23 protein-coding genes are annotated in these 25850 nt (G+C 67.4%); 13 read left to right on the top strand and 10 right to left on the bottom strand.

Annotation, left to right across the window (positions count from 1 at the left end; translation table 11 throughout):
* Window positions 1-60 precede the first annotated feature (60 nt).
* Entirely contained in the window at window positions 61-231 is a 171-nt protein-coding gene (locus DIE02_RS35555; protein WP_044848668.1) for a hypothetical protein, read from the bottom strand.
* A 152-nt stretch (window positions 232-383) separates the two neighbouring features.
* Here DIE02_RS35555 and speG point away from each other — a divergent pair, with 152 nt between their 5' ends.
* The 3 genes from speG to DIE02_RS18270 all read left to right on the top strand — a co-directional run bounded on the left by speG (window position 384) and on the right by DIE02_RS18270 (window position 2495).
* A complete protein-coding gene (gene speG, locus DIE02_RS18280) occupies window positions 384-926 on the top strand; it encodes a spermidine N1-acetyltransferase (RefSeq protein WP_124486734.1) in 543 nt (180 codons plus the stop codon).
* 489 nt (window positions 927-1415) lie between these two features.
* Complete coding sequence (gene sap1, locus DIE02_RS18275) at window positions 1416-1763, top strand: surface attachment protein Sap1 (protein WP_044848669.1); 348 nt, start codon at window positions 1416-1418, stop codon at window positions 1761-1763.
* 177 nt (window positions 1764-1940) lie between these two features.
* Window positions 1941-2495, top strand: a complete 555-nt coding sequence (locus tag DIE02_RS18270; protein WP_124486733.1) for a YaeQ family protein — start codon at window positions 1941-1943, stop codon at window positions 2493-2495.
* 10 nt (window positions 2496-2505) lie between these two features.
* Here the strand turns inward: DIE02_RS18270 and DIE02_RS18265 are convergent, their stop codons facing one another.
* The gene (locus DIE02_RS18265; RefSeq protein ID WP_124486732.1) at window positions 2506-2919 is read right to left on the bottom strand and encodes a VOC family protein; all 414 of its coding nucleotides are present in this window, start codon (window positions 2917-2919) and stop codon (window positions 2506-2508) included.
* Between the two features lie 428 nt (window positions 2920-3347).
* On the opposite strand from DIE02_RS18265, the gene ada reads away from it, so the two are divergent.
* The 4 genes from ada (at window position 3348) to gshA (ending at window position 7502) form a co-directional block, all read left to right on the top strand.
* A complete protein-coding gene (gene ada, locus DIE02_RS18255) occupies window positions 3348-4439 on the top strand; it encodes a bifunctional DNA-binding transcriptional regulator/O6-methylguanine-DNA methyltransferase Ada (protein WP_124486731.1) in 1092 nt (363 codons plus the stop codon).
* Entirely contained in the window at window positions 4436-5410 is a 975-nt protein-coding gene (locus DIE02_RS18250; RefSeq protein WP_124486730.1) for a DNA-3-methyladenine glycosylase, read from the top strand. The genes ada and DIE02_RS18250 overlap by 4 nt, the downstream gene beginning before the upstream one ends.
* 256 nt (window positions 5411-5666) lie before the next feature.
* A complete protein-coding gene (locus DIE02_RS36050; protein ID WP_260426209.1) occupies window positions 5667-5792 on the top strand; it encodes a hypothetical protein in 126 nt (41 codons plus the stop codon).
* Between the two features lie 96 nt (window positions 5793-5888).
* On the top strand, window positions 5889-7502 hold the full coding sequence (gene gshA, locus DIE02_RS18245) for a glutamate--cysteine ligase (protein WP_185640845.1): 1614 nt from the start codon (window positions 5889-5891) through the stop codon (window positions 7500-7502).
* Between the two features lie 83 nt (window positions 7503-7585).
* Here the strand turns inward: gshA and DIE02_RS18240 are convergent, their stop codons facing one another.
* On the bottom strand, window positions 7586-7897 hold the full coding sequence (locus tag DIE02_RS18240) for a DUF4148 domain-containing protein (RefSeq protein WP_124486728.1): 312 nt from the start codon (window positions 7895-7897) through the stop codon (window positions 7586-7588).
* 455 nt (window positions 7898-8352) lie between these two features.
* Here DIE02_RS18240 and DIE02_RS18230 point away from each other — a divergent pair, with 455 nt between their 5' ends.
* Window positions 8353-9993 (top strand): L-lactate permease, encoded by a 1641-nt coding sequence (locus DIE02_RS18230; protein WP_124486726.1) that lies wholly within the window; start codon window positions 8353-8355, stop codon window positions 9991-9993.
* A 233-nt stretch (window positions 9994-10226) separates the two neighbouring features.
* Here the strand turns inward: DIE02_RS18230 and DIE02_RS18225 are convergent, their stop codons facing one another.
* Window positions 10227-11135: a LysR family transcriptional regulator gene (locus tag DIE02_RS18225; protein ID WP_124486725.1), complete on the bottom strand. Its 909-nt coding sequence runs from the start codon at window positions 11133-11135 to the stop codon at window positions 10227-10229.
* Between the two features lie 229 nt (window positions 11136-11364).
* On the opposite strand from DIE02_RS18225, the gene DIE02_RS18220 reads away from it, so the two are divergent.
* On the top strand, window positions 11365-13536 hold the full coding sequence (locus tag DIE02_RS18220) for a phosphocholine-specific phospholipase C (protein ID WP_124486724.1): 2172 nt from the start codon (window positions 11365-11367) through the stop codon (window positions 13534-13536).
* A gap of 195 nt (window positions 13537-13731) precedes the next feature.
* On the top strand, window positions 13732-14457 hold the full coding sequence (locus DIE02_RS18215) for a phosphonate utilization associated transcriptional regulator (protein WP_124486723.1): 726 nt from the start codon (window positions 13732-13734) through the stop codon (window positions 14455-14457).
* Window positions 14458-14748: 291 nt separating this feature from the next.
* Here DIE02_RS18215 and DIE02_RS18210 read toward each other — a convergent pair whose 3' ends face one another.
* The 5 genes from DIE02_RS18210 to DIE02_RS18190 all read right to left on the bottom strand — a co-directional run bounded on the left by DIE02_RS18210 (window position 14749) and on the right by DIE02_RS18190 (window position 21432).
* Window positions 14749-16137 carry an FAD-dependent oxidoreductase gene (locus DIE02_RS18210; protein WP_124486722.1) on the bottom strand — a complete coding sequence of 463 codons (1389 nt, stop codon included), beginning with the start codon at window positions 16135-16137 and terminating at the stop codon, window positions 14749-14751.
* A gap of 133 nt (window positions 16138-16270) precedes the next feature.
* Window positions 16271-17401: a 2-aminoethylphosphonate--pyruvate transaminase gene (locus DIE02_RS18205; protein ID WP_124486721.1), complete on the bottom strand. Its 1131-nt coding sequence runs from the start codon at window positions 17399-17401 to the stop codon at window positions 16271-16273.
* Window positions 17402-17449: 48 nt separating this feature from the next.
* Entirely contained in the window at window positions 17450-19177 is a 1728-nt protein-coding gene (locus DIE02_RS18200; RefSeq protein ID WP_124486720.1) for a putative 2-aminoethylphosphonate ABC transporter permease subunit, read from the bottom strand.
* Window positions 19174-20265, bottom strand: a complete 1092-nt coding sequence (locus tag DIE02_RS18195; protein ID WP_124486719.1) for a putative 2-aminoethylphosphonate ABC transporter ATP-binding protein — start codon at window positions 20263-20265, stop codon at window positions 19174-19176. Before DIE02_RS18195 ends, DIE02_RS18200 begins: the two co-directional genes overlap by 4 nt.
* A gap of 111 nt (window positions 20266-20376) precedes the next feature.
* Complete coding sequence (locus DIE02_RS18190; protein WP_124486718.1) at window positions 20377-21432, bottom strand: putative 2-aminoethylphosphonate ABC transporter substrate-binding protein; 1056 nt, start codon at window positions 21430-21432, stop codon at window positions 20377-20379.
* A 217-nt stretch (window positions 21433-21649) separates the two neighbouring features.
* Between DIE02_RS18190 and phnA the strand changes: the two genes are divergently transcribed.
* Window positions 21650-22888, top strand: a complete 1239-nt coding sequence (gene phnA / locus DIE02_RS18185) for a phosphonoacetate hydrolase (RefSeq protein WP_124486717.1) — start codon at window positions 21650-21652, stop codon at window positions 22886-22888.
* Between the two features lie 27 nt (window positions 22889-22915).
* Window positions 22916-24370 carry a phosphonoacetaldehyde dehydrogenase gene (gene phnY / locus DIE02_RS18180; protein WP_124486716.1) on the top strand — a complete coding sequence of 485 codons (1455 nt, stop codon included), beginning with the start codon at window positions 22916-22918 and terminating at the stop codon, window positions 24368-24370.
* A 90-nt stretch (window positions 24371-24460) separates the two neighbouring features.
* Here the strand turns inward: phnY and DIE02_RS18175 are convergent, their stop codons facing one another.
* Window positions 24461-24736: a hypothetical protein gene (locus tag DIE02_RS18175; protein WP_124486715.1), complete on the bottom strand. Its 276-nt coding sequence runs from the start codon at window positions 24734-24736 to the stop codon at window positions 24461-24463.
* Between the two features lie 326 nt (window positions 24737-25062).
* Here DIE02_RS18175 and DIE02_RS18170 point away from each other — a divergent pair, with 326 nt between their 5' ends.
* Window positions 25063-25845: an amino acid ABC transporter substrate-binding protein gene (locus DIE02_RS18170; protein ID WP_124486714.1), complete on the top strand. Its 783-nt coding sequence runs from the start codon at window positions 25063-25065 to the stop codon at window positions 25843-25845.
* Window positions 25846-25850: the final 5 nt, after the last annotated feature.

Genomic DNA, 25850 nt, shown 5'->3' with positions numbered 1-25850 from the left:
CCGTTTGCACCGTGTGCAGCGCCCCGCCCGCGCGGGTGCGCTGCGGGGATGGCGATCGGCTCAGTGTCCGCGCCGCACCCGGCGCCACGGATGTTTCCAGTCGATATGCGGTGCATTTTCGTCGCGCGGATGCTGGCGCCGATGTTCCTGCCACAGTTCGTCGGAGAACAGCGCAGCCACGATCATGAGTGGCAGCACGAGGAAGATGCCGAGTATGACTTGCTCGATCACGATAGCCTCCTTGCGGTGGCAGGAACCCTTGTGTCCATTCTAGGCTCTGACCTTCGCCCGCGGTCAACTTCTTACAGCGCGGAACGCGCCCCGTTCGCGGCGCCGCCGCACGGGTGTTTCATGCGCGCGCGGGCATCAAAAAGGACACGAACATGCAACTCCAGAACGACAAGCACACGCTTGCACTGCGGCCGCTGGAGCGCCAGGACCTGCGCTTCGTTCACGAGCTGAACAACGACGCGAAGATCATGCGCTACTGGTTCGAGGAGCCGTACGAAACCTTCTCCGAGCTGTCGCAACTGTATGACCGTCACGTGCACGACCAGCGCGAGCGCCGCTTCGTCGCGGTCGATCCGCAGGACGAGCTGGTCGGCCTCGTCGAGCTGATCGAGCTCGACTACATTCACCGTCGCGGCGAATTCCAGATCATCATCGCGCCCCAATGCCAGGGGCGCGGCTATGCGGGGCAGGCGACGCGCCTCGCGATCGAATATGCGTTCAAGGTGCTGAACATGCGCAAGCTGTACCTGATCGTCGACACGTCGAATGCGGCGGCCATCCACGTGTACGAGAAATGCGGATTCCAGCACGAGGCGGAATTGAAGGAAGAATTTTTCGGAAACGGCGCGTATCACAACGCTTATCGCATGTGCATTTTCCAGCGCGATTATTTCGAGCGTCCGCAAGCGGTCTGAATAAGATCGGGTAAAAACACTGGCGAACGCCCGCTGCGGCTCCGCTGCAGCGGGCGCCAAGCCTGCCCGGAAAATACGGGTAAATACGAGTGCGCTTATACCTGGCATTTTTCTTGTATCAGGTAAATCCGGTGCCGCACTGCGGTAAATTCAGATCATTTCGGATGACTTTATGTGCAGCGCATCAAAATGGTCCCGCTATTGAAATGAATTATCCAAACCGTTCAGCCGATGGACTGTAGTTTCTCCGAAAGGCTTGCCGGATGAGGCTTTGCTTCCGGCGGCGCGGGCGAATCCGCCGGACGGCAGACGCCGCAGCAAGTGAAAAACCGGGCGCGCGCAGGGTGCGACAATTCGCCGCCATTGCGATCGCACAACAAATGTGCTTGATATCGCTTGCCGGTCTTCTAAAGTGAAAAACGCGGGTTCACGATCACCTTTAAACACATAGCTAACCGAGCCTGGTGCCCGCAAGCCTGGAGACAGAACATGATGAAGCGTACCGGTGTCCTTTTTGCCCTCGTCGGCGCATTTTCCGTGGTGTCGATCGCCCAGGCGGGCGGCGATGCGGCTGTCCAGCCGAAGCAGGAAATCCAGCTGACGAAGAATGCGTGGGGCTGTCTGTCGAAAGACAATCTGGACTCCGTACTGAGTCACGAACGTGACGGCAAGTCGCAGGCGAAGCAGCAGTACTTCGACGACTACCGTTGCCTGTCGGTGCCGGAAGGCCAGCGCTTCCGCGTGGTGTCGGTCGATCAGGGCGACGTCCAGTTCGTCAGCGCCGACAACAGCGACCAGCAGGGCCTCTGGACCGATTCGCGCTTCGTCAAGCAGTAACCCGCACGCGCACCTCTCGCCCCCGCGCGCCTGCCGCAACCGCCGGCGGCGCGACCCGAACGCGGCCCGGCCGATGCCGGGCCGTCGTGCTGTGGCGCGCCCGTCACGCGCCGGGCGGCGCGCATTCGGTATCATCACGGCCCGACCGAACCGAATGCCCGCCCGGGCCGTATCCGCATGGCGCTGAAATCCACGATCTACAAAGCCGAGCTGCAAATCGCCGACATGGATCGGCACTACTACGCCGATCACGCGCTGACGGTCGCCCGTCACCCGTCCGAAACCGACGACCGGATGATGGTGCGCATCGTCGCGTTCGCGCTGTTCGCGCACGAGCGTCTCGAATTCTGCAAGGGGCTGTCGGACGTCGACGAGCCCGATCTGTGGCAGAAGGACCTGACGGGGGCGATCGACGTATGGATCGAGGCCGGCCAGCCCGACGAACGGCGCATCTCGAAGGCGGCCGGCCGCGCCGGCCAGGTCACGGTGATCGCGTACGGCGGCAAGACCTCGGATATCTGGTGGCAGGGCGTGCGCAGCAAGGTGGAGCGGCTGCGCAACGTGCAGGTGCTGTCGCTGGCCGACGGCGTCGCGGCCGCGCTCGGGCGTCTCGCCGAGCGCACGATGCGCCTGCAGTGCACGGTGCAGGACGGCGCCGCCTGGATCTCGAGCGCCGACCACGATCCGGTCGCGGTCGAATGGACGGTGCTGAAGCCGTTCGCCGACGCTTGACGGTCGCCGCTCAGCCGAACGCGGCGGGCGGCCCCTTGAATTCCAGCATGTTCCCTTCGGGATCGAACAGATAGATCGACGGCCCGTAGCCGCCGGCGCCGTAGCGATCGGCGGGGGCGCCGGGGCGCGCGCCATGCGCGGCGAAATGCTCGATCAGCGCGTCGGCGTCGAACGGCTCGACGCGCAGGCACAGATGGTCGAGGTTGCGGCCGGTGTCGGGCGGGCCGCTGTCGGGACGATCGATCGGGCCGCCGACCGTCAGCAGGTCGATCAGCGCGTCGCCGGCGCGCAACTGCACGAGGCCCAGGTCGGGCTGTTCCTTCTCCACGTGGCAGCCGACGGCATCGCAGTAAAAGCGCGTCATCGCAGCCATGTCGGTCACGCGCAGCACGACGTGATCGATCGCGCGGATGGTCGGTTTCATGAGCGGGGCACTCCTTCGGATGGCGTGCACCGAGTGTAGACCGCGCCGGCGCCGGATGCCGCAATGCTGCACGATCGACGGACGAAAAAAAGCCCGTTCACGCAGAGCGGAACGGGCTTAATCCATATCAGGAGGAGACATGGAGGAGACAGTTCCAACTATACACACGGCGATGGTGCGTTGCAATATTCCGAGTGTAAAAAATGGTCAGGACGGCGATTGGTCGCAGCCGCACTGCAGCAAAATGGTGACGCGACGATGACGAAAGCGGTGCCGGAGCAGCGCTTTGCGCGGTGTTTCGTCCGATTGATCGATTGCGATGTGCCCCCGGTTTCGCCGGTGCGAATCACAGAGCAAGATTCAGGGCGCGACGGCCCATGCCGATGTCTAGAGTAGGCACCATCTACACTAGAGAGTGCGAGGTTCAGATGACAACCGCCTATCCGACCGACGATGCCCGCTGGGGCGCCGTGACCGCCCGCGACCCGCATGCGGACGGCGCGTTCTTCTACGCCGTGCGCACGACCGGTGTGTTCTGCCGCCCGAGCTGCGCGTCGCGGCTGCCGCGGCGCGAGCATGTGTCCTTCTTTGCCAGTCCGGGCGACGCGCGCGCGGCCGGTTTTCGTCCGTGCAAGCGCTGCCAGCCGGAAGGGCTGCCGCGCGAGCTCGAGATCGTCAATCGTGCCTGCGCTGTGCTCGACGCGCATGCGGAGCGGCTCACGCTGCAGCAACTGAGCGACGCCGTGCACGTAAGCCCGTTCCACCTGCAGCGGCTGTTCAAGCGCGTGGTCGGCGTGTCGCCGCGGCAGTACCAGGCCGCGCAGCGCGGCGCCGCCTTGCGCGAGGCGCTGCAAAGCGGGCAGCCGGTCACGCAGGCGGCCGTCGACGCGGGTTTCAACTCGCCGTCGCGGCTCTACGCATCGGTGCCGCGCGAACTGGGGATGGCGCCGTCCGCGTTCCGTCGCCAGGGCGCCGGCCTGCGGATCGACTACGCGACCGCGTCGACGCCGCTCGGCACGGTGCTCGTCGCCGCGACCGAACAGGGCATCTGCCGGATCGCGTTCGGCGACGAGCCGGCGTCGCTCGTCGGCGAACTGACGGATGCGTTCGCGCGTGCGGAACTGGTCGAATCGCCGTCGCGGCTCGCGCCGTTCGTCGCGCAGATCCGCGCCTACCTCGACGGCACGCGGCACGCGTTCGACCTGCCGCTCGACATCGCGCCGACCGCGTTCCAGCAGCGCGTCTGGGAAGCGTTGACGCACATCCCGTACGGCGAAACGCGCAGCTACTCGGAGATCGCCGAGGCGCTGGGCGCGCCGCGTGCGGTGCGGGCCGTCGCATCGGCCTGCGCGTCGAACCCGGTCGCGCTCGCGATCCCGTGCCACCGTGTCGTGCAGAAGGGCGGCGCGCTCGCCGGATATCGCTGGGGCGTGCGCCGCAAGGCGACGCTGCTCGCGTCCGAGGCGCGCCATGCGCACGACGATGAAACCGAAGCCGTTGCGGAGGGCAACGCAGTTTGAGCATCGAAAAAAACACGATTACGTCGATCGCGGATGGCGGCCAGGTGCCGCCGTCCGCGCAGATGGAACTGCGCTTCAAGGCGCCGTACGACTGGGCGCGCGTGCTGCGCTTCTTCAGCGGACGGGCGATTCCGGGCGTCGAACAGGTCGTCGACGGCGTGTATCGCCGCATCGTCGACCTGCACGGCGACGCGGGCCGGCTGACCGTCACGAAGCATCCGCGCCGGCATTGCCTGATCGCGACGGTCGACGGGGCGGCCGCGCGGCATGTCGACGATGCATTCGCGCGCCGCGTCGCGTCGATGTTCGACCTCGGCGCCGATCCGGCCGCGATCGGGAGCGGGCTTGCACGCGATCCGTGGTTCGCGCCACTCGTCGATGCAGCCCCGGGGCTGCGCGTGCCGGGCGCCTGGTCGGGATTCGAGCTCGCGGTGCGCGCGATCGTCGGCCAGCAGGTGAGCGTGAAGGCGGCGACGACGATCGTCGGCCGGCTCGTCCAGCGGGCCGGCGAGCGCGTCGCGCACGACGACGGCATGGCGGCGCCGGACGGCGTGCCCGTCTGGCGTTTCCCGACGCCGGACGCGCTCGCCGCCTGCGATCTGGAGAAGATCGGAATGCCCGGCAAGCGGGCCGCGGCGCTGACGGGCGTGGCGCGCGCGGTGGCGGCCGGCCACGTGCCGCTCGATCCCGCCCAGGCCGATCTCGCGACGCTGCGTAGCGCCTGGCTCGACCTGCCCGGTATCGGCCCGTGGACCGTCGAATACATCGCGATGCGTGCGTGGCGCGACCCGGACGCATGGCCGGCGTCCGATCTCGTGCTGATGCAGTCGATCACCGCGCGCGATCCGTCGCTCGACCGGCTCACGAGCCAGAAGCGCCGCACCGAAGGCTGGCGGCCGTGGCGCGCGTATGCGGCGCTGCATCTGTGGAACGACGTGGCCGACCGGGCCAGCGGCGCGCGCGGCGGATGACGGCCGCCGCGGCCGGCCGGCGGGTGCGCGGGGCAGGGCCGCGCTGCGACCCGCAAACGGCGCCGGGCCGGCAGCGATCGGTCGGTGGTGCTCACGGTTGCGACGCTTGACGGCGATCACCCCGTTCCGGCGGCCGTCATCCCCCGGCGTGCGGGCGGCTCGAGCGTGACGGCGACGCATCGCGGGTTCGGCTGCGCGGGTTGCACCTAGCGGCGCCGTGGCGTGCACGGCTCATGTTACTTCCGACGAATTTCGCGTGATCGTCGCGTCCGGCGGTGCCGACGGACGGTCCGCCGCGCGCGCGGCGATCGTCGTCATCGGCCCGCCCGGCGGCCCGCCGCGGCGGGCGCGCACCACCCGGAGTCACCTCAAGCGCGCGTGACGGCGAGATGTTAAAGTGCCCGCTACCAACGAAGCGACCAATAATCCAGCCGGCCGCGCGGCATCCTGCGCGCGGCCGTCACGCACTTGCGTCTCCATGTCGAACACCATGACTCACCGCCAGTCCGAACTGCTGCTGAATCGTCTCGAAGCGCTGAGCTCGGGCCCGACGCGGCAGCATCTGCCCGACGGCCTGCGCGGCATCGAAAAGGAAAGCCTGCGCGTGACGCGCGACGGGATGATCGCGTTCACGCCGCATCCGCGCGCGCTCGGTTCGGCACTCACGCACCCGTCATTGACGACCGACTATTCCGAAGCGCTGATCGAACTGATCACGCCGGCGGAAGCCGACGCGTCGATCACGCTCGAACGCCTCGACGATCTGCACCGCTACGTGTATGCGTCGCTCGGCGACGAGATGCTGTGGAATAACTCGATGCCGGGCCAACTGCCGGCCGACGACGAAATCCCGATCGCCGACTACGGCACGTCGAACATCGGTCGCCTGAAGACGGTGTATCGCCGCGGCCTCGCGTATCGCTACGGCCGCACGATGCAGTGCATCGCCGGCATCCACTACAACTACTCGCTGCACGAGGAAGTGTGGCGGCGCCTGCATGCGGAAGAGGGCTCGACGGCCACGCTGGTCGACTACCAGTCGGAGCGCTATCTCGCGCAGATCCGCAACTTCCGCCGCCGCAGCTGGCTGTTGATGTACCTCTTCGGCGCGTCGCCCGCGCTCGACACGAAGTTCCTGCGCGGCAAGCCGCACAAGCTCGACACGTTCGACGCCGATACGCTGTACCGGCCATATGCGACGAGCCTGCGGATGAGCGACCTCGGCTACTCGAACACGACCGCGCAGGCCGCGCTGCAAGTCGATTACAACACGCTGCCCGCCTATCTCGACGCGCTGTCGAAGGCCGTGAGCGAGCCGTATCCGCCGTACGAGGCGATCGGCACGCATCGCGACGGCGAGTGGATCCAGATCAACACGAACGTGCTGCAGATCGAGAACGAGTTCTACTCGACGATCCGGCCGAAGCGCGTCACGTATTCGGGCGAGCGCCCGCTGCATGCGCTCGCGTCGCGCGGCGTGCAGTACATCGAAGTGCGCTGCCTCGACATCGATCCGTTCGAGCCGACCGGCATCGCGCTGGAGACCGCGCGCTTCATCGACGCATTCCTGCTCGCGTGCGCGCTCGACGAGAGCCCCGCGCTCGACTGCGACGCGTACAAGGAAGCGAACGCGAACTTCGGCAGCGTGACGATGGACGGGCGCAAGCCCGGGCTGACGCTGACGCGCGACGGCCAGCCGGTCACGCTGCAGGCGTGGGCGGACGACCTGATGGCCGATATCGAAACCATCGGGCGCCGTCTCGACGAGATCCGCGGTGGCGACGAGCATGCGCGTGCGATTGCCGCGCAGCGCGAGAAGCTCGCCGATCCGGAGCGCACGCCGTCGGCGCGCGTGCTGCGCACGATGCGCGAGAACGGGCAGTCGTTCCTCGCGTTCGCGTGCGCACACAGCGAAGCGCATGCCGCGCATTTCCGCGCGAACCCGCCGTCGGCGGAGACGATGCGCGCCGAGCAGGCGCTCGCCGCGAAGTCGCTCGCCGAGCAGGCCGAGCTGGAAACGAAGGAGGCCGGATCGTTCGACGCGTTCGTCGCGGCCTATCGTGCGTATACGCTGAACCGCTTCAGCGTTTGATGGCCGCTGCCCGCTGCCCGCTGCGCATTGCGCGGCGGGCAGGCCGGTTGCGCAGTCACGCGCCCGGCCCGGTTTCGTCCACTTCAGTGATGCGCGTACGTGTCGCGATCGACCACGTGCGGCAGTGCCGGTTTTCCTGATTCCACATTCGCATGGCCGTTGCTGCCGTAGCCGGCCGCGTCGCCGCGCGCCTGCGCGGCGCGCTGCATGACCGCCTGCATGTTTTGCGGAAAGTCCGGGCTGCTGGCGAGACTCGGCCGGTAGCCGGCGGCCTGCAGTTCCGCGAGTTCCTGGCGAACTTGCGCGCGAGTCAGCGTCGACGCGGCCTGGGCCTGGGCGGCGACAGCCGAGCCGATCAGCAGGAATGCGCACGCCGCAAGTTTCATGGTCTTCATCGTGTTTGCTCCGTGAGGTATCCGGCGCCGCGCCCTTCGTCGGCGCGGGCGGAATCGATGCAGCCAGTCTAGGCTTCGGACGCCAAACGAAACACCCCGCGTGCCGTCAGTCACCTTTGTCGCCTGAGCAACATTGCGCCGGCGGCATGCTGGCGTGCGTGTCAGTGCGGCGCCAGCCGCCGTTCAGCGTGCGGCGGATTCCGTGTGTCGACGCCGCGCGCATCGGGCTTGCCCTCCTTGTGCAAGCGCGATGCGCCTCCTAACCTTTTTTAAGCGACCGATCGGTCGGCGCTGCGGCATGGTTGCATGCGCAAGCGTCGGGTGATCTTCGCCGCCGTGGAACGCACGTTTGATTCGGGACAGGAGCAAGCGCTAAAGCGCCAACTCCTGTCGACCGCGAAGCATGGGACAGGAGTAAGCGCTAAAGCGCTAACTCCTGTCGACACGGAGACACGATGAATCCCACCGCAACCCTGCCGCCCGGCATCCTGTTCGCGCAGCCGTTGACGCCCGTCGCCAACTCGCTGTTCCTGTCGTTCCTCGTCGCGGTGATCCCGATCGCGGTCGCGCTGATCGCGCTCGGCGTGCTGCGCCGGCCGGCATGGCAGGCGTCGCTCGCCGGCCTCGTCACCGGCCTCGCGGTCGCGATCGGCGCGTGGGGCATGCCGGCCGGCCTCGCGTTCAACGCGGTCGGCGCCGGCATGGCGCTCGCCGTCGTGCCGGTGATGTGGATCGTGTTCAACGCCTTGCTGCTGTACAACATCGCGGTGAAGTCGGGCCGCTTCGACCAGTTCCGGCAGTGGATGCTCGACCACCTGCCCGACGACCGCCGCCTCGTGCTGCTCGTCGTCGCGTTCTCTTTCGGCTGCCTGCTCGAAGGGATCTCCGGGTTCGGCACGCCGGTCGCGATCACCAGCGCACTCTTGATCGCGCTCGGCTTCCCCGCGCTCGAAGCGCTCACCTATACGCTGCTGTTCAACACGGCGCCAGTCGCGTTCGGCGCGCTCGGCGTGCCGATCACCGTGCTCGGCGCGGTCACGTCGCTGCCGCCCGCGACGCTCGGCGCGATGGTCGGCCGGCAACTGCCGTTCTTCGCGCTGCTGCTGCCGTTCTACGTGGTCGGCGCGTACGGCGGCCTGCGCTCGATCTCGAAACTGTGGCCCGCGCTGCTCGTGTCGGGCGCGAGCTTCGCGATCGCGCAGTTCGTCACGTCGAATTTCCTCGGCTACCAACTCACCGACGTGCTGTCGTCGCTCACGTCGCTGATCGTCACGATCGGCTTCCTGCAGGTGTGGAAGCCGCAGCCCGATCCGCAATACGCGCTCGCGCGCAGCGTGCCCGCCACGGCCGGCGCCGCGCGCGCGGGCTTCGGCGGCTGGCTGCCGTGGATCGTCGTGTCGGTGGTCGTGATCGTCTGGGTGCACGCGAACATCGCGGCGATCGGCGACGTGAAGATCAAGTGGCCGGGCCTGCACAACGCGGTCTTCGTTTCGCTGTACCACAAGCCGTATGCGGCGATCTGGGACTTCCAGCCGCTCGGCACCGGCACCGCGATCCTCCTGTCGGCGATCATCACGGCCGTGCTGACGCGCACCGGCGCCGGCGCGTTCCTCGAATGCGTGGTCAAGACGTGGCGGCAGACGTGGATCGCGATCATCACGGTGATGATGATCGTCGGGCTTGCGTACCTGCTGAACTACTCGGGAATCAGCTACACGCTCGGCACCGGTGTCGCGTCGACCGGTGCGCTGTTCCCGCTCGTGTCGGCGTCGCTCGGCTGGATCGCGGTGTTCCTGTCCGGCAGCGACACGTCCGGCAACGCGCTGTTCGGCAACCTGCAGGTGGTCGCCGCGCGGCAACTCGGCCTCGATCCGGTACTGATGGCCGCGACCAACTCGTCGGGTGGCGTGATGGGCAAGATGATCTCGCCGCAGAACATCGCGACGGGCGTCTCGACGACCGACCTGAAGGGGCAGGAAGGCATCGTGTTCGCGCGCACCTTCTGGCACAGCGTGATCCTCACACTGCTGCTCGGCGTGCTCGTGTTCCTGCAGCAGCACGTGCTGACGTGGATGATCCCCGCGCTGCCGAAGTGACGCGCGGCGGGAAGCGGCAAGGAAGGCACGAGGAGCGCAACGACGGAAGGCGCGGGAACAACGCAGGAACAACGCAGGAACAACGCAGGAACAACGCAGGAACAACGCAGGAACAACGCAGGAACAACGCAGGAACAACGCGGGAACAACGCGGGAACAACGCGGGAAACGCGCCCGGAAAAGCGCCGGGAAGCGCGAAGGGAAAAACGCGAAGCCGACGAACGCGCGGCGGCTCAGCGCGCGTTCACCGGCCGCGTCGCGTGCGTTGCGTCGCGGGTCGCGGTCTGCGCCGGTACGATGCACGCGAGGAACGCATCGATCGCCGGGCTTTGGCGGCGCGCCTTCAGGTAGTACACGTATTCGTCGATCGTCGTGTCGATGCCGCGCAGCGCGACGACGCGCAGGTCCGGGTGACGCTCGGCCTCGCCGCGCGGAAACAGGCTCCCGCCCACGCCATGCAGGATCGCCTCGCGGATCGCTTCGCGGCTGCCGATCTCGGCGACCGACGTGGCCGCGACCCCGGCCGCCGCGAGGATCGTCTCCGTGCAGCGACGCGTGACCGACCCTTCCTCGCGAATCAGGAGCCGCACGTCGGCGAGCTGCGCGGCGTCGATCGCGTCGAAGCGTGCGAGCGGATGGTCGCGATGCACGACGAGCACGAGCGGATCGGTCGAGATCACCTTGCGTTCGAGGCCGTCCGCGTCATTGCGCTGCGACGACACCGCGAGGTCGATGCGGAATTCGTGCAGCGCCTGCAGGATTTCCTCGGAATTGCCGATCCGGCACGTGAGCGCGATCGACGGATGCGCGTGCGAGAAGCGGCCGACCGCGTCCATGATGTAGTACGGCCCGGTCGCGCCGATCCGCAGATGGCCTTCGAACAGGCCGCCGACGTTGCGCAGCATGATGTCGGCCTGCGCCTCGAGCGCGATCATCTTCTCGACGAGCGGCAGCAGCTCGATGCCGGTCTCGGTGACCTCGAGCTTGCGGCCGCTGCGATAGAACAGCTCGACGCCGTACAGCTGCTCGACCTGCCGGATCTGCCCGGCGATCGTCGGCTGGCTCACGCCCAGGTGGCGCGCGGCGCGCGTGATGCTGCCCTGCCGGACGGTCGCGTGGAACGCCTTCAGCTGATCGAACACGACTCGGCTTCTCCCCCCTCTTCATCGCGCGTCAGCGTAGCGCATGCGTGTGTCGGCCACGTGAAAGGTGCGTCGTGCGCCGCTTCGAAAAAAAGCTGGGGGTGACCGCAAGAAACCTGCTGGAACCGGTCACGGCCGGGACATGCCGGTGCGGAGTAATAGCGGCAACGCACCGACCGCCGGCCCCGCTCGACCGGCGCCACCCTTACCGACCCACAGGATCCTCCTCATGTCCGCCACCAATCGACGCGATTTCCTGCGCCTCGCCGCCCAGTCGGCCGGCGCGATGGCCGCCTACGCCGGCTTCCCGCCGGCGATCCGCAAGGCGCTCGCGATGCCGGCCGCCTATCGCACCGGCACGATCCGCGACGTCGAACACGTCGTGATCTTCATGCAGGAAAACCGCTCGTTCGATCATTACTTCGGCGGGCTGCGCGGCGTGCGCGGCTTCAACGACCCGCGCCCGCACCTGCTGCCCAACGGCGCGCCGGTGTGGCAGCAGCCGCCGGCGTCGGTGTTCACGAAGAACTACCACTCGCGCGGGCTCGACCCGTCCGCGCCGTACGTGCTGCCGTTCTACCTCGACCCGAAGCAGACGACCGAATTCCAGCCGGGCACCAACCACGGCTGGAGCAGCGGCCACCTGTCCTGGAACAACGGCCAGTGGGACCAGTGGGTGAACCAGAAGCAGGACGTGCTGACGATGGGCTACCTGAAGCGCCAGGACCTCACGTACCACTACGCGCTCGCCGACGCGTTCACGATCTGCGATTCGTACTTCTGCTCCGCGCACGCCGACACGGCGCCGAACCGCATCTACCTGTGGACCGGCACGATCGATTCGCGCAACGTGTACGGCACGCAGCCGAACGGCCCCGGCATCGGCGAGCGCAACAACACGAACGGCTACACGTGGACGACCTACGCGGAACGCCTCGAGAACGCGAAGATCAGCTGGAAGCTGTACCAGGGCGGCACGGGCATCCCGGGCGACCCGACGGACAACTACACCGACAACTCGCTGATGTTCTTCAAGCGCTTCCAGGTGAAGGAAGGCGCGAGCGGCCCGCTGGTCGACAAGGGCGCGTCGGACCACACGCTCGCCGAGCTGAAGGCCGACGTGCAGGCGAACCGGCTGCCGCAGGTGTCGTGGATCGTGTCGCCGTACAAGTACAGCGAACACCCGCAGGCGTCGCCGACCGACGGCGCGTTCTACATCAACATGGTGCTCGAGGCGCTGACGTCGAACCCCGAGGTGTGGGCGAAGACGGTGTTCATCCTCAATTACGACGAAAACGACGGGCTGTTCGACCACGTCGTGCCGCCGGTGCCGCCGGTCACGAGCGGCGTGGGCGGCCAGGGCATCGTGTCGTCGAACCTGCTGTCGAACCTCGGCGACGAACTGCTCGACCTGAACAAGTACCCGGGCGAGATGAGCCCGCTCGTGCCGGGTGCGGACCCGGGGGGCATCCAGCCGATCGGCCTCGGGCCGCGCGTGCCGCTGATCATCATCTCGCCGTGGACGAAGGGCGGCTGGGTCTGCTCGGAGACGTTCGACCACACGTCGGTGCTGCGTTTCCTCGAAGCGCGCTTCGGCGTGCAGGAGCCGAACATCAGCGCGTGGCGCCGCTCGGTCTGCGGCGACCTCACGTCGGCATTCGATTTCTCCGCGCGACCCGATACGCGCACGGTGAGCTTCACGGTGCCGCAGCACATCCAGACGGCCGGCCAGGCGTACCGGGTGCCCGCGCAGCAGTCGATGCCGGCGCAGGAGCCCGGCACGCGTCCGGCGCGGGCGCTGCCGTACGAGCTGTTCGTGCATGCCCGCGTGAACGGCCGCGACGACAGCGTGTCGCTCGATTTCGCGAATTCGGGTGACGCGGGCGCCGCATTCTACGTGTACGACCGCCGCAATCCGGCGACGCCGCCGCGCCGTTACGCGGTGTCCTCGCACGACCGCTTCGCCGATACCTGGAGCACGTCGGCCGCGCGCGGCGACTACCATCTCGCCGCCTATGGCCCGAACGGCTATCTGTGCGAATTCCAGGGCAACACGCGGCTGGCCGCGGACGGCCGCCACGCGAACCCGGAAGCGAAGGTCGGCTACGACGTGCGCAACCGCCACGTGTACCTGCAGCTGCGCAACAGCGGCGGCGCGGCGTGCCGCGTGGTCGTCGACAACGCGTACAGCCATGCGCATGCGCGCAGCTACACGCTGGAGCCGGGCGAGCGCATTGAGGATCACTTCGAGCTGTCGTCGAGCCACGGCTGGTACGATCTGACGATCACCGCGACCACGCTGCGCGGTGGCGACGACAAGGTCGTGCGCCGCTTCGCGGGCCACGTCGAGACGGGGCGGCCGAGCCAGAGCGACCCGGGGCCGGTGAAGCAGACGGCCTGACGGCAGGCCCGCATCGAGCGGTTCGGCGTGCTCACGCCGGCCGCACGATGCCGCGTGCCGGTTGCATTCCGGCACGCGGAACCGGTTTTTGGAAACTGAAAACTGTTGACAATGTATCGGGCCGAGGGTATATAACGATCATTCGCCGACATGGCGCCCTCGTTTTTCTTCCGCAGCGTCGCTGCCTGCCCGACCATGACTGCCCCGAACGCGCTCAACGCCATCGAACTCCTGCAAAGCCAGTCGCTCGCGATGATTGTCCAGGACATGCTCGAGCGCGCGATCGTGTCCGGCGAATATGCGCCGGGCGAGAAGCTCAACGAAGTCGATATCGCGACCAAGCTGAACGTGTCGCGCGGCCCCGTGCGCGAAGCATTCCGCGCGCTCGAGCAGGCCGGGCTGCTGCGCAACGAGAAGAACCGCGGCGTGACGGTGCGCGTCGTGCCGCTGCGCGAGGCCGAAGAGATCTACGAAGTGCGCGCGATGCTCGACGAGTCGGTCGCGCGCGCGCTCGCGAAACGCATTTCGCCCGACACGCTGAAGGTGCTGAAGGGCATCATCCAGTCGATGAAGGATGCCGCGAAGACGCACGACGTCACGCGCTATACCGAGCTGAACGTGCAGTTCCACGACGCGATGGTGGTCGGCGTCGGCAATACGCATCTCACCGACACCTATCGCCGGCTCGTGCGCCAGCTCGGGCTGCTGCGCCAGGCCGCGATCGAGGCCGAGGAGGATGCGATCGCGGTGTCGGCGGCCGAGCACGACAAGATCGTGCAGGCGCTCGCGAGCGGCGACGAGGAGAAGGCGGTCGCACTGGTGCGCGAGCATGTCGCGCACGGCCTCGCGCGGATGCGCCGCATGCACGAGCAGGGGTTGCCTGCGGCGGGGAAGGCGGCGCGGGAGAAAGCCGGCGCGTGAGCGGGTGCGGCGCGGGTTTCACCGCGCGTCGATGGCGACAGGGCGCTGAACCGATCGGTCAGCGCCTTTTGTTTTTTGCATCGCTGGCGCGGTTACTTGCGGTGCGTGATGTTCGTCGCGTCTGACTGGTTCAGTTTCCGCCGAAGGAGACGAGATCCGAGTCGATGGTGGTGATCGTCGGCGCGTTGATCATTTGCCGCTCCGTTTATCGAAGAGATCGTCCAGGACCCAGCCGGTGCCAGTCTCGCAGCGCACCTGTGTGTAGGCCCCTTTATTGCATGGCGCCCGCCATCACGCCTTGTCCGCCTTCCCCGCCGCGCTCGCGAACTTCGCGAGCCACGTATCGACCATCGCCGGCCTCCGGCTCTCATCCTCCGCACGCTCCTTGCGACGAATCGCATTGCGCACCACGTGCGCGCCCACATAGCGGATCGGCTCCGGCGGGAAATGGCCGAGCGGGCCGCGCACGATCGGGCTGCGCGTCCACGCGTTGTCGAGCCCGAGCACCAGCGACGACAGGATCTGCCCGCCCATGTAGGTCGGCCCGACGCCGTTGCCTGAATAGCCGAAGCCGTAGAACACGTTCGGCGCGCCATCGAGGCGACCGAAGAACGGGAAGCCCGTCACCGAGCGATCCGACGGGCCGTTCCAGCTCGCGGTGACCGGCACGCCCGCGAGCGACGGAAAGAATTCGCGCAGGCTCTGCGTGAGCTGCGCCTCGTACGGCGAGCGCCGGTCGAACACCGGCGCGATGCGGCTGCGCCACGAGAACGTGTTGCCGCCCTTGCCGAGCATCAGCCGGCCGTCGGCGGTCGTGCGGTAGTAGTACACGAAGATCCGCGAATCGAGCACCGACACGCCGTCGACGAGCCCGGTCCGTTCCAGCAGTTCCGGGCATTTCTCGGTGATGACCATGTCGCTCGACACGACCGCGATCGTGCGCTCGAACTGCGGGAAGCGGCTCGCCATCCACGCGTTGATCGCGAACACCAGCTTGCCGGCGCGCACGCTGCCGGACGGCGTCCGAACGACGGCCGGCTGCCCTGGCGTGAAGTCGACGAGCGGCGTGCGCTCGTAGATCCGGATCCCCATCTCGAGCGCGACGCGGCGCAGCCCGCGCACGAGCTTGCCCGGATGCACGGTCGCGGCGATCGGCGAGTACACGCCGTCGAGATTGCGGGCGGATCCCGAGCGGCGCGCGACTTCAGCGGCCGGCAGCGGCTCGTAGCTGTGGATACCGCACGCGGCGAGCGCGTCGAGCACCGGCGCGAGCGTGCCGACCTGCGCGCGCGACGTCGCGGTGTACAGCGTGCCGTCGAGCCGCAGTTCGGCATCGATGCGATGCGTGCGGCAGAAGTCGGCGATGTGCTGGACGGCCGCCTCCGACGCCTTCACGAGCCGGATCGCCTCCGCTTCGCCGAACAGGCGCCGCAGCGTCAGGAATTTGGCTGACCACGTGAGCAGGCACCCGCCGTTGCGCCCGCTCGCGCCGGCGCCGCACAGGTCGGCCTCGAGTATCGCGATGTCGAGCGCCGGGTTCTGCTGCTTCGCCTGGATCGCGGTCCAGAGCCCCGTGAAGCCGCCGCCGACGATGCAGACGTCGGCCTCTATCGCGCCCTGCAGCGCGGGGGCGAGATCGCCGTCGTTGAACAGTGCTTGTTCGATCCAGAAGGGTCGCATCGGATGTCGTGCCGGTAAGGGTCGAGAGAATTGCCGTGCCGCACACGGCGGTAAAACGCAAAACGAAAGCGAACCCGCCGCACCGCAACGCACGGCGACCGGCCGCGCGCCGCGGTACGGCGGATGCCTCGCGTCAGGCCGCCGCTTCGGCCGACACGCGCCGCACGCCCATCGCCTTCAGCGTGTCGGCGATCGCGGCGACCGCGCCCGGAATGCCGGCCTCGCCGAAGTGGCCGATGCAGCCGACGCGGAACGTGTCGACCTCGGTCAGCTTGCCCGGATACAGAATGTAGCCGCGCTTTTTGACCTCCTGATAAAACCGCTTGAAGTCGTAGTTCGGATCGTCCGGCGCATGGAACGTGACGATGATCGGCGCCTGGATCGCGGAATCGAGGAACGGCCGGAACCCGAGCGCGCGCATTCCGTCGATCAGCGCGCGCGTGTTGCGCTGGTAGCGGCCACCTCGTGCGGCGAGCCCGCCTTCGTCGACGTATTGCGCGACGGCCGCATCGAGCGCCGCAACCACGTGCGTGGGCGGCGTGAAGCGCCATTGCGTCGTGCGCTGCATGTAGACCCACTGGTCGTACAGGTCCATCGCGAGCGAATGGCTGTTGCCTTCGCAGCGTTCGAGCGCGGTGCGCTTCGCGATCACGAAGCCGAGCCCCGGCACGCCTTCGAGACACTTGCCGGACGCGGCGATCACCGCGTCGAACGGCGTCGTGCGCGCATCGATGTCGATCGCGCCGAACGAGCTCATCGCGTCGACGATCAGCCCGCGGCCGTGTTTCGCGACGACCTGCGCGACCTCGTGCAGCGGGTTCAGCACGCCGGCGCCGGTTTCGCAGTGCACGAGCGCGACGTGCGTGATGGTCGGATCGCCGGCGAGCGCGCGCTCGACGTCGGCCGGATCGACGCGGCGGTCCTCGCTGTAGTCGATCGTCGTGAGCTTGCGGCCGAGCACGCGGCAGATCTTCGCGAGGCGCTGGCAGTACGCGCCGTTGTTCGGCACCAGCACGTGGCCGTCGCGCGGCACGAGCGTGCCGATCGCCGCCTCGACCGAGAACGTGCCGCTACCCTGCAGCGGCACGCATTCGTGCGTGCCTTCGCCGTGCACGATCTGCAGCAGCCGTTCGCGCAGCCGCGCGGTGATCGCGTTGAAGTCGCTGTCCCACGAACCCCAGTCGCGCAGCATCGCGTCGCGCGTGCGCTCCGAGGTCGTCAGGGGGCCGGGGGTGAGCAGGATGGGCTGGGTGGCGAGCGTCATGGTGTCTCCTTGGTGAAGTCGGGACGTCACGTGAATGCGGCGAACGGATCAGCGGCGATGCGGGGTGCGCCAGGCCTGCGTGCGGCGCAACAGGCGGTGCGAGATGCAGGCGAACAGCACGCACGCGAACGACGAGGTCGCGAGTACGAGCGTCGCCATCGCGGCGGCCGGGCCCATCTGGCCCGCGTCGTCGAGGTTCAGGATCGCGACGGAGGCGGGCTGCGTGTCCGGCGAGTACAGGAACGCGACGGCGGAGACCGTCGTCATCCCGTTGACGAACAGGTAGCGCGCGATCAGCAGGATCGCGGGCAGGCACACGGGCACGGTCACGCGCAGGAAGGTCTTGTAGAACGGCACCTTCAGCGACGCGGACACGGCCTCGAACTCGCTGTCGATCTGCCGCAGCGCGGTGACGGCGGTCAGGTGGCTCGACGCGTAGTAGTGGACGACCGTGACGATCGCGAGCAGCCACAGCGACCCGTACAGCCCGTTGAGCGGATTGCCGGGCGCGTTGAACAGGAAGATGTAGCTGATGCCGAGCACGAGGCCCGGCACGCCCATCGGCAGGATCGCGCACAGGCTGATGAAGCCGCGCAGCCAGCGTGCGCCGCGGGTCTTCTCGATCAGGTAGGCGCCGCCGAACACGACGATCGTGCCGCCGAGCGCGACGGTCGCGGCCATCCGCAGGCTGTTCTTGTACGCGTCGAAGATGCCGGCGCCGATCAGTCCCATCTCGTAGTGCTGGAGCCCGACGCTCATCTGGTACGGCCAGAACTTCACGAACGACGCGAACACCGAGATGCCGACCACCGCGATGAAGAACGCGCACACCAATGCGCAGTACGCGAGCATCGCGGCGTCGAATCCGCGTGACGGCTTCGGCTGGTACGGCGTCGAGCGCGCGCCGAGCTGCGACTGCTGGCGGCGGCGGATGAAGAAGTCGACACCGAACGCGACCAGCGCCGGGCACAGCAGCATCAGGCTCACGACCGCGCTGCGGTTGAAGTCCTGCAGCCCGATGATCAGCTTGTAGATGTCGGTCGACAGCACGTTGTACGAGCCGCCGATCACGACCGGCACGCCGAAGTCGTTGATGCACATCGTGAAGGCCACCATCGTCGCGCTGATCAGCCCGTACTTCGCGCCCGGCAGCGTGATCGTGAAGAACTTGCGCACGCGGCTCGTGCCCATCGCGTCGGCGGCTTCGTAGAGCCGGCCGTCCGCGAGCGACAGCGCGGTGACGAGGATCATCAGCACGTGCGGGAACGATGCGTACACCATGCTCAGCACGATCCCCGGCAGTCCGTAGATCGAGTGACCGTGCAGCAGCGGTTTGAGCAGCCCCGCGTTGCCGAACCAGTAGATGAACGACACGGCGGACAGCAGCGTCGGCGCGAGCAGCGGCAGCAGCGCGATCGTGCGTGCGGCGTTCTTCAGCGGCATGCACGAGCGCGTCAGCGCATACGCGAACGTGAACGCCATCGGCACGACGATCATCGTGACGAGCGCGCCGACCGTCAGCGAATGGAGCATCGAGCGCAGCACGCCGCTGTCCTCGAGATACTCGACGAAGTTGCGTGCGCCGACGAAACGGCCGTCCGTATCGACGAAGCATTTCTGCACGACGAGCGCGAGCGGCAGCAGCAGGAACAGCGACATCAGCGCGGCCATCGCGACGAGCGCGAGCTGTGCGATGCGGTCGTGCCAGTGCGTGAGCTGCCGCACGTCGGCGGAGGCGGCCGTGCCGCGGCGGCGTTCGGTGAGGACGGCGCTCATTGCAGTCGCTCCTTCGCGCTCGGGAACACGCGGACATGCTCGCGATCGAGCGCGAGGTCGATGCGCGCGCCGGCCTGCACGCCGGTGCGGTCGACGTCGTGATACGACAGGTCGGCGACGATTTCCTGGCCGTCGAGCCCGTCGATCCGGAAGCTCACGCGACAGAACGCGCCGAGGAACTCGAGCTTCTCGACGCGGCCGGCCAGCACGTTGTCGGCGGTCTCGCCCGGAATGCGGATGCGCAGATCCTCGGGCCGCACGTAGACCGACACGGCCGCGCCCTGGGCCGGCCGGTTCGCGCCATGCCGGCAGTCGAAGCCGACGCCGCCCGCACGCAGCGTGCCGTCCTGCGCGACTTCGGCGGGGATCGTGTTGACGCGGCCGATGAAGTCCGCGACGAACGGCGACGCGGGCTGGCGGTAGATTTCGAGCGGCGTGCCGATCTGCTCGATCACGCCGTGATTCATCACGACGATGCGGTCGGCCATCGACAGCGCCTCTTCCTGGTCGTGCGTGACCATGATCGTCGTCACACCGAGCCGCTGCTGCAGCGCGCGGATCTCCTGGCGCAGCCGCACGCGCACGCGCGCATCGAGTGCCGACAGCGGCTCGTCGAGCAGCAGCAGGCCGGGCGACGTCGCGAGCGCGCGCGCGAGTGCGATGCGCTGCTGCTGGCCGCCGGACAGTTGGCCCGGATGCTTGCGATGACTGTCGGGCAGGCCGACCAGCGCGAGCAGCGTATGCACGCGCTCGTGGATCGCGTCGCGCTTCATCCGGCGGTTCACGAGCCCGTACGCGACGTTGTCGAAGACGGTGAGGTTCGGAAACAGCGCGTACGACTGGAACACGATCCCGTAGTCGCGCAGTTGCGGCGGCAGCCGCGAGATGTCGCGGCCGTCCTGCATGATGTGGCCGGCGCTTTGCGCCTCGAGCCCCGCGATGATCCGCAGCAGCGTGGTTTTCCCGCAGCCGGACGGCCCCAGGAAGCAGATCATCTCGCCCTTCATCACGCTCAGGTTGATGTCGGTGAGGACCTGTGTGTCGTTGTACCGCTTTTCGATGCGTTCTACGCTCAGATAGGGTGCCATGCACGCCTCCACGCTGCGGGCGGCCCGAATGCGGGCCGGATACGACGATCGGAAGGGAGGCGGGGCGGCGCGTGTCGCGGCCCCGCTGCCTGGTGCGGCGTTATCGCCGCGTCATTGCTGCGCTTTCGCCCCGTAGCGCTTCTGCCAGGTATCGAGGATCGACTGACGGTTCTTCGCCGACCACACGAAGTCGTTCTTCACGAGCAGGTCCGCGTAGTTGTCGGGGATGCCGGCCAGCTTGCGCGCGACGCCCGGGTACGCGACGATCGCCCACCAGCGCGCGGTGATCTCGTTCGCGTCCTTGCTCGCCATGAAGTCCGCGAGCTTCTTCGCGGCGTCGGGCTGCCTGGTCGTCTTCATGATCGCGGTGCCTTCCATGTCCCAGCCGAGCCCTTCCTTCGGGAACACGAGATCGATCGGCGCGCCCTGCGCCTGCAGTTCATGACCGCGGAACTCGAACGAGATGCCGATCGGGAATTCGCCGGTGCCGGCGAGCGTGCACGGCTTCGAGCCCGAATGCACGTACTGCGCGACGTTCTTGTCGAGTGCGTCCATGAATTTCCAGCCGCGATCGTCGCCGAAGGTCTGCAGCCAAGCGGTGACGTCGAGATAGCCGGTGCCCGACGACACCGGGCTCGGCATCACGATCGCGCCTTTGTAGACCGGCTTCGTCAGGTCTTCCCACGACGTCGGCTTCGGGATGTTCTTCGCCTGCGCGGCGACGCGGTTGTAGCAGATCGTCGCGCCCCACACGTCCATGCCGACCCAGTGCGGCGGCGTGTTCGCGTCGCTGTACTTGCGCGTGAGCTGGTCGAAGCCCTTCGGCGCATACGGCATCAGCATCCCCTGCAGGTCGAGCAGCGTGAGGCTCGATGCGGCGAGGCCGAGGATGACGTCCGCGCGCGGGTTGTTCTTCTCCGCGAGCAGCTTCGCGGTGACCGAGCCGGTCGAGTCGCGCACCCAGCGGATCTCGATGTCGGGGTTCGCTTTCTCGAAGGCGTCCTTGTAGGGCTTCATCGCCTCGTCCTCCAGCGCGGTGTAGACGAGCAGCGACGTCTTCGCATGCGCCGCCTGCGCCGCGCCGAGCGCGACCGCGGCGGCCAGCGCGACGCGCGCCGCGCCCGTCGCCCATGCATTGAAACGCTTCTGTACCGGCACTTCGTTCATCTTCAGACCCCTTGACCGTGGCGCCGCGGCATGCGGCGGATGAGTGGAGACCAGCCCTCTTCGTACTGCCTCGTGTTTCCGTCTTTTGCTTTCTGTTCTCTGCATGTTGTTGACAATCTACAAATCATCAATTTTAATGTCAAGCATGGAAAACACCTCCTCGGCGCGGCGCGGGCGCCGACAGCTCAACCCCTTCGAACCGAAAGGACTGAACGTCATGACTGAAACGCCTGTATCCGTGGAAGTGAACGGCCGCCGCTACAACTGGATGCGCCGCCCCGTGGTGGTGGTCTGCGTCGACGGCTGCGCCTATGAGTATCTCGAGATGGCGGCCGAGGCCGGCGTCGCGCCGTTCCTGCGCACGCTGCTGAAGCCGGGCACGGCGCTCAAGGGCGAGTGCGTGGTGCCGAGCTTCACGAACCCGAACAACCTGTCGATTGTTACCGGCGTGCCGCCGGCGATCCACGGGATAAGCGGCAACTACTTCTACGATCGCGACACCGGCGCCGAGGTGCTGATGAACGATCCGAAGTACCTGGTCGCGCCCACCGTGCTCGCGACCTTCGCGGAACAGGGCGCGCGCGTCGCGGTCGTCACCGCGAAGGACAAGCTGCGCCGCCTGCTCGGCAAGGGGCTCAAGGGCATCTGCTTCTCGTCGGAGAAGGCCGACGAGGCGAGCCTCGAGGAAAACGGCATCGACAACGTGCTCGAGCTGGTCGGCAAGCCGGTGCCGAGCGTGTACAGCGCGGACCTGTCGGAGTTCGTGTTCGCGGCCGGCGTGCGCCTGCTCGAGACGCGCCCGATCGACCTGATGTACCTGTCGACGACCGACTACGTGCAGCACAAGTGCGCGCCCGGCACCGACGGCGCGAACGCGTTCTACCAGATGATGGACGCGTACCTGAAGCGGCTCGACGAACTCGGCGCGATCGTCGCGATCACGGCCGACCACGGGATGAACGCGAAGCACGACGGCGAGACCGGCGAGCCGAACGTGATCTATCTGCAGGAGCTGTTCGACGCGTGGCTCGGCCACGACGCGGCGCGCGTGATCCTGCCGATCACCGATCCGTACGTCGTGCACCACGGCGCGCTCGGCTCGTTCGCGACCGTCTACGTGCCGGACGACGCCGATCCCGACGCGCTGCGCGCGCGGCTCGCCGCGGTGGACGGCATCGAGGTCGTGCTGACGGGCGCCGAAGGCTGCGCGCGCTTCGAGCTGCCGCCCGAGCGGATGGGCGACCTGATCGTGATCTCGAAGCAGGACGTCGTGCTCGGCACGCGCCGCATCAAGCACGACCTGTCGGGCCTCGACGTGCCGCTGCGCTCGCACGGCGGGATCTCCGAGCAGATCGTGCCGCTGATCTTCAGCAAGCCGGTCGCGACCGACGTCGCGGGCCGCGCGCGGCTGCGCAACTTCGACATCATCGACATCGCGCTCAACCATCTGCAGTGACGCGGACGCATCCGCCAGGAGACACTCATGAACGCCATTGCAGCATCGACGGAGGTTCGCACGGTTCATCGTGAAGCACTGCGAATCGATGGTGAAAGGATTCAGCGCGATGCGGTGATCGAGGTACGCAACCCGTACGACGGCTCGCTCGTCGGCACCGTGCCGAAGGCGACGCTCGACGACGTGCGGCGCGCATTCGCGGTCGCGCGTGCGTACCGGCCGTCGCTCACGCGCCACGAACGCGCGGCGATCCTGCGCCGCGCGGCCGACATCGTGCGTGCGCGCACCGCCGGCATCGCGGCGCTGATCACGGCCGAGGCCGGCTTGTGCATCAAGGATTCGACGTATGAAGCCGGGCGCGTTGCCGACGTGCTCACGTTCGGCGCGGGCGAAGTGCTGAAGGACGACGGACAGATCTTCTCGTGCGATCTGACGCCGCACGGCAAGAAGCGCCGCGTGTACACGCAGCGCGAACCGCTGCTCGGCGTGATTTCCGCGATCACGCCGTTCAACCATCCGATGAACCAGGTCGCGCACAAGGTCGTGCCGTCGGTCGCGACCAACAACCGGATCGTCGTGAAGCCGTCGGAGAAGGTGCCGCTGTCGTGCTACCTGTTCGCGGACATCCTGTATGAAGCCGGCCTGCCGCCGCAGATGCTGCAGGTGATCACCGGCGACCCGAAGGAGATCGCCGACGAGCTGATCACGAATCCGGCGATCGACCTGATCACGTTCACCGGCGGCGTGTCGATCGGCAAGTCGATCGCGTCGCGGATGGGCTACCGGCGCGCGGTGCTGGAACTCGGCGGCAACGATCCGATCATCGTGATGGAGGACGCCGATCTCGACGAAGCGAGCACACTGGCGGTGTCGGGTTCGTACAAGAACTCGGGGCAGCGCTGCACCGCGATCAAGCGGATGCTCGTGCACGAGGCGGTGGCCGATCGCTTCACCGAGCTGGTCGTCGAGAAAACCCGCGCGTGGGCCTACGGGAACCCGGCCGATCCGTCGGTCGACATGGGCACCGTGATCGACGAAGCGGCCGCGAAGTTCTGCGAGCAGCAGGTGAACGACGCGATTGCGCGCGGTGCGCGGCTGCTGGTCGGCAACGTGCGCGACGGCGCGCTGTATTCGCCGACGGTCGTCGATCGCGTGACGCCCGACATGCCGCTCGTGAAGTACGAGACATTCGGGCCCGTGTCGCCGATCATGCGTTTTCGTGACATCGACGAGGCGATCCGGATGTCGAACAGCACCGACTATGCGTTGTCGTCGTCGGTCTGCACGAACCGCTTCGACAGCATCACGCGCTTCATCACGGAGCTGGAAGTCGGCAGCGTGAACGTGCGCGAGGTGCCGGGCTACCGGCTCGAGCTGACGCCGTTCGGCGGCGTGAAGGATTCGGGCCTCGGCTACAAGGAAGGCGTGCAGGAGGCGATGAAGAGCTTCACGAACACGAAGACCTACTCGCTGCCGTGGTAAGCGGTGTGTGATGCACACGCGCCGGCTCGAAGGCCGGCGCGCGCAATTTCCCCATGACGGGAGGCGGCCGCGACAGCCGCCAGGCGACGGTCAATCGTCGTCGTGATGGTGATGACGCCAGCCGCGATGCCAGCCGTTGTCGTGCCGGTAGTAGCGGTAACGGTATTCGCCGTAGTACGGGCCGTAATAGACCGGCGCCGGCTCGTACACGACGGGCGGCGGCGGCGCGTAGTAGACAGGCGGCGGCGCCTCGATCACGGGCCCCGGCACGCCGAAATACACGCCGACGTCGGCACGCGCGAACGCACTTGCCGACAGGCAGGCGGCCGCGATGCCGACGGCACTGGACAACAGGATGCGTCTCATTTGCCGTTCACTCCGTCCGCGGGGACCAGGCCCGCGAGCAATCGTTTTACCTGCCTTCATGGTACGTAGCGCATGCCCAATGGGTGATACCGCAGTGTCGCTTCTGTAACCGCAGGTAACGATTCGTCAGACGATCGCCGCGCTGCATCGCGTGGGATTTCGTCTGCGGAATGGGCGCGGCTCGCCGGCGCGTTATTCGACGCGCTCATATCGTTAGCGGATTTGCGTTTTTGCCGGATATCGGCGCGTCGGTAGAATTCGCGGACCTCTCGCGCGGCCGTTCGGGCCGGCGGGTCCACTCCCTTCCATCGTTCGGGGTCCGCACCATGAAATTCCTTCGCTCCATCCTGGTCGTCGCATTGCTGCAGGCCACTGCCGTCACGAGCGCGCTGGCGGCCGACGATCTCGCGCAGATCAAGTCGGCCGGTGTGTTCCGGGTCGGCACCGAAGGCACGTACGCGCCGTTCACGTATCACGATGCGTCGGGCAAGCTGACCGGCTTCGACGTCGACATCGCGAGCGCGATCGCGCAACGGCTCGGCGTGAAGGCGGAGTTCGTCGAAGGCAAGTGGGACGGGCTGATCGCGGGCCTCGACGTGAACCGCTACGACGCGGTCGTCAACGAAGTGTCGATCACCGATGCGCGCAAGGCTAAATACGATTTCTCGACGCCGTACATCACGTCCCGCGCGGTGCTGATCGTGCGTGCGGACAACACGTCGATCCGCTCGTTCGACGACCTGAAGGGCAAGAAATCGGCGAACACGCTGACCAGCAATTTCGGCAAGCTCGCGGCCGCGCACGGCGCGGACGTGGTGCCCGTGCAGGGCTTCAACGAATCGATCGACCTGCTGAGCGCGGGACGCGTCGACGCGACGATCAACGATTCGCTGTCGTACCTCGATTTCCGCAAGCACAAGCCCGACGCGAAACTGAAGATCGCGGCGACCGACACGAGCGGCGCCGGCGATGCATCGGGCGTGCTGCTGCGCAAGGGCAGTCCCGCGCTGGTGGCGGCGATCGACAAGGCGCTCGCGGACCTCAAGGCCGATGGCACCTACGCGAAGATCTCGCAGAAGTACTTCGGCCGCGACGTGTCGCAGCCGTGACGCGA

Source organism: Burkholderia sp. Bp8991 (assembly GCF_003853795.1).
GTDB lineage: Bacteria > Pseudomonadota > Gammaproteobacteria > Burkholderiales > Burkholderiaceae > Burkholderia.
This window is presented reverse-complemented; position numbering and strand designations above follow the sequence as displayed.

Excerpts from the sequence above, each read along its gene's own strand:
- speG (WP_124486734.1), top strand. The coding sequence starts at position 384 with ATGCAACTCCAGAACGACAAGCACACGCTTGCACTGCGGCCGCTGGAG.
- sap1 (WP_044848669.1), top strand. The coding sequence starts at position 1,416 with ATGATGAAGCGTACCGGTGTCCTTTTTGCCCTCGTCGGCGCATTTTCC.
- DIE02_RS18270 (WP_124486733.1), top strand. The coding sequence starts at position 1,941 with ATGGCGCTGAAATCCACGATCTACAAAGCCGAGCTGCAAATCGCCGAC.
- DIE02_RS18265 (WP_124486732.1), bottom strand. The coding sequence starts at position 2,919 with ATGAAACCGACCATCCGCGCGATCGATCACGTCGTGCTGCGCGTGACC.
- ada (WP_124486731.1), top strand. The coding sequence starts at position 3,348 with ATGACAACCGCCTATCCGACCGACGATGCCCGCTGGGGCGCCGTGACC.
- gshA (WP_185640845.1), top strand. The coding sequence starts at position 5,889 with ATGTCGAACACCATGACTCACCGCCAGTCCGAACTGCTGCTGAATCGT.
- DIE02_RS18240 (WP_124486728.1), bottom strand. The coding sequence starts at position 7,897 with ATGAAGACCATGAAACTTGCGGCGTGCGCATTCCTGCTGATCGGCTCG.
- DIE02_RS18230 (WP_124486726.1), top strand. The coding sequence starts at position 8,353 with ATGAATCCCACCGCAACCCTGCCGCCCGGCATCCTGTTCGCGCAGCCG.
- DIE02_RS18220 (WP_124486724.1), top strand. The coding sequence starts at position 11,365 with ATGTCCGCCACCAATCGACGCGATTTCCTGCGCCTCGCCGCCCAGTCG.
- DIE02_RS18215 (WP_124486723.1), top strand. The coding sequence starts at position 13,732 with ATGACTGCCCCGAACGCGCTCAACGCCATCGAACTCCTGCAAAGCCAG.
- DIE02_RS18210 (WP_124486722.1), bottom strand. The coding sequence starts at position 16,137 with ATGCGACCCTTCTGGATCGAACAAGCACTGTTCAACGACGGCGATCTC.
- DIE02_RS18205 (WP_124486721.1), bottom strand. The coding sequence starts at position 17,401 with ATGACGCTCGCCACCCAGCCCATCCTGCTCACCCCCGGCCCCCTGACG.
- DIE02_RS18200 (WP_124486720.1), bottom strand. The coding sequence starts at position 19,177 with ATGAGCGCCGTCCTCACCGAACGCCGCCGCGGCACGGCCGCCTCCGCC.
- DIE02_RS18195 (WP_124486719.1), bottom strand. The coding sequence starts at position 20,265 with ATGGCACCCTATCTGAGCGTAGAACGCATCGAAAAGCGGTACAACGAC.
- DIE02_RS18190 (WP_124486718.1), bottom strand. The coding sequence starts at position 21,432 with ATGAACGAAGTGCCGGTACAGAAGCGTTTCAATGCATGGGCGACGGGC.
- phnA (WP_124486717.1), top strand. The coding sequence starts at position 21,650 with ATGACTGAAACGCCTGTATCCGTGGAAGTGAACGGCCGCCGCTACAAC.
- phnY (WP_124486716.1), top strand. The coding sequence starts at position 22,916 with ATGAACGCCATTGCAGCATCGACGGAGGTTCGCACGGTTCATCGTGAA.
- DIE02_RS18175 (WP_124486715.1), bottom strand. The coding sequence starts at position 24,736 with ATGAGACGCATCCTGTTGTCCAGTGCCGTCGGCATCGCGGCCGCCTGC.
- DIE02_RS18170 (WP_124486714.1), top strand. The coding sequence starts at position 25,063 with ATGAAATTCCTTCGCTCCATCCTGGTCGTCGCATTGCTGCAGGCCACT.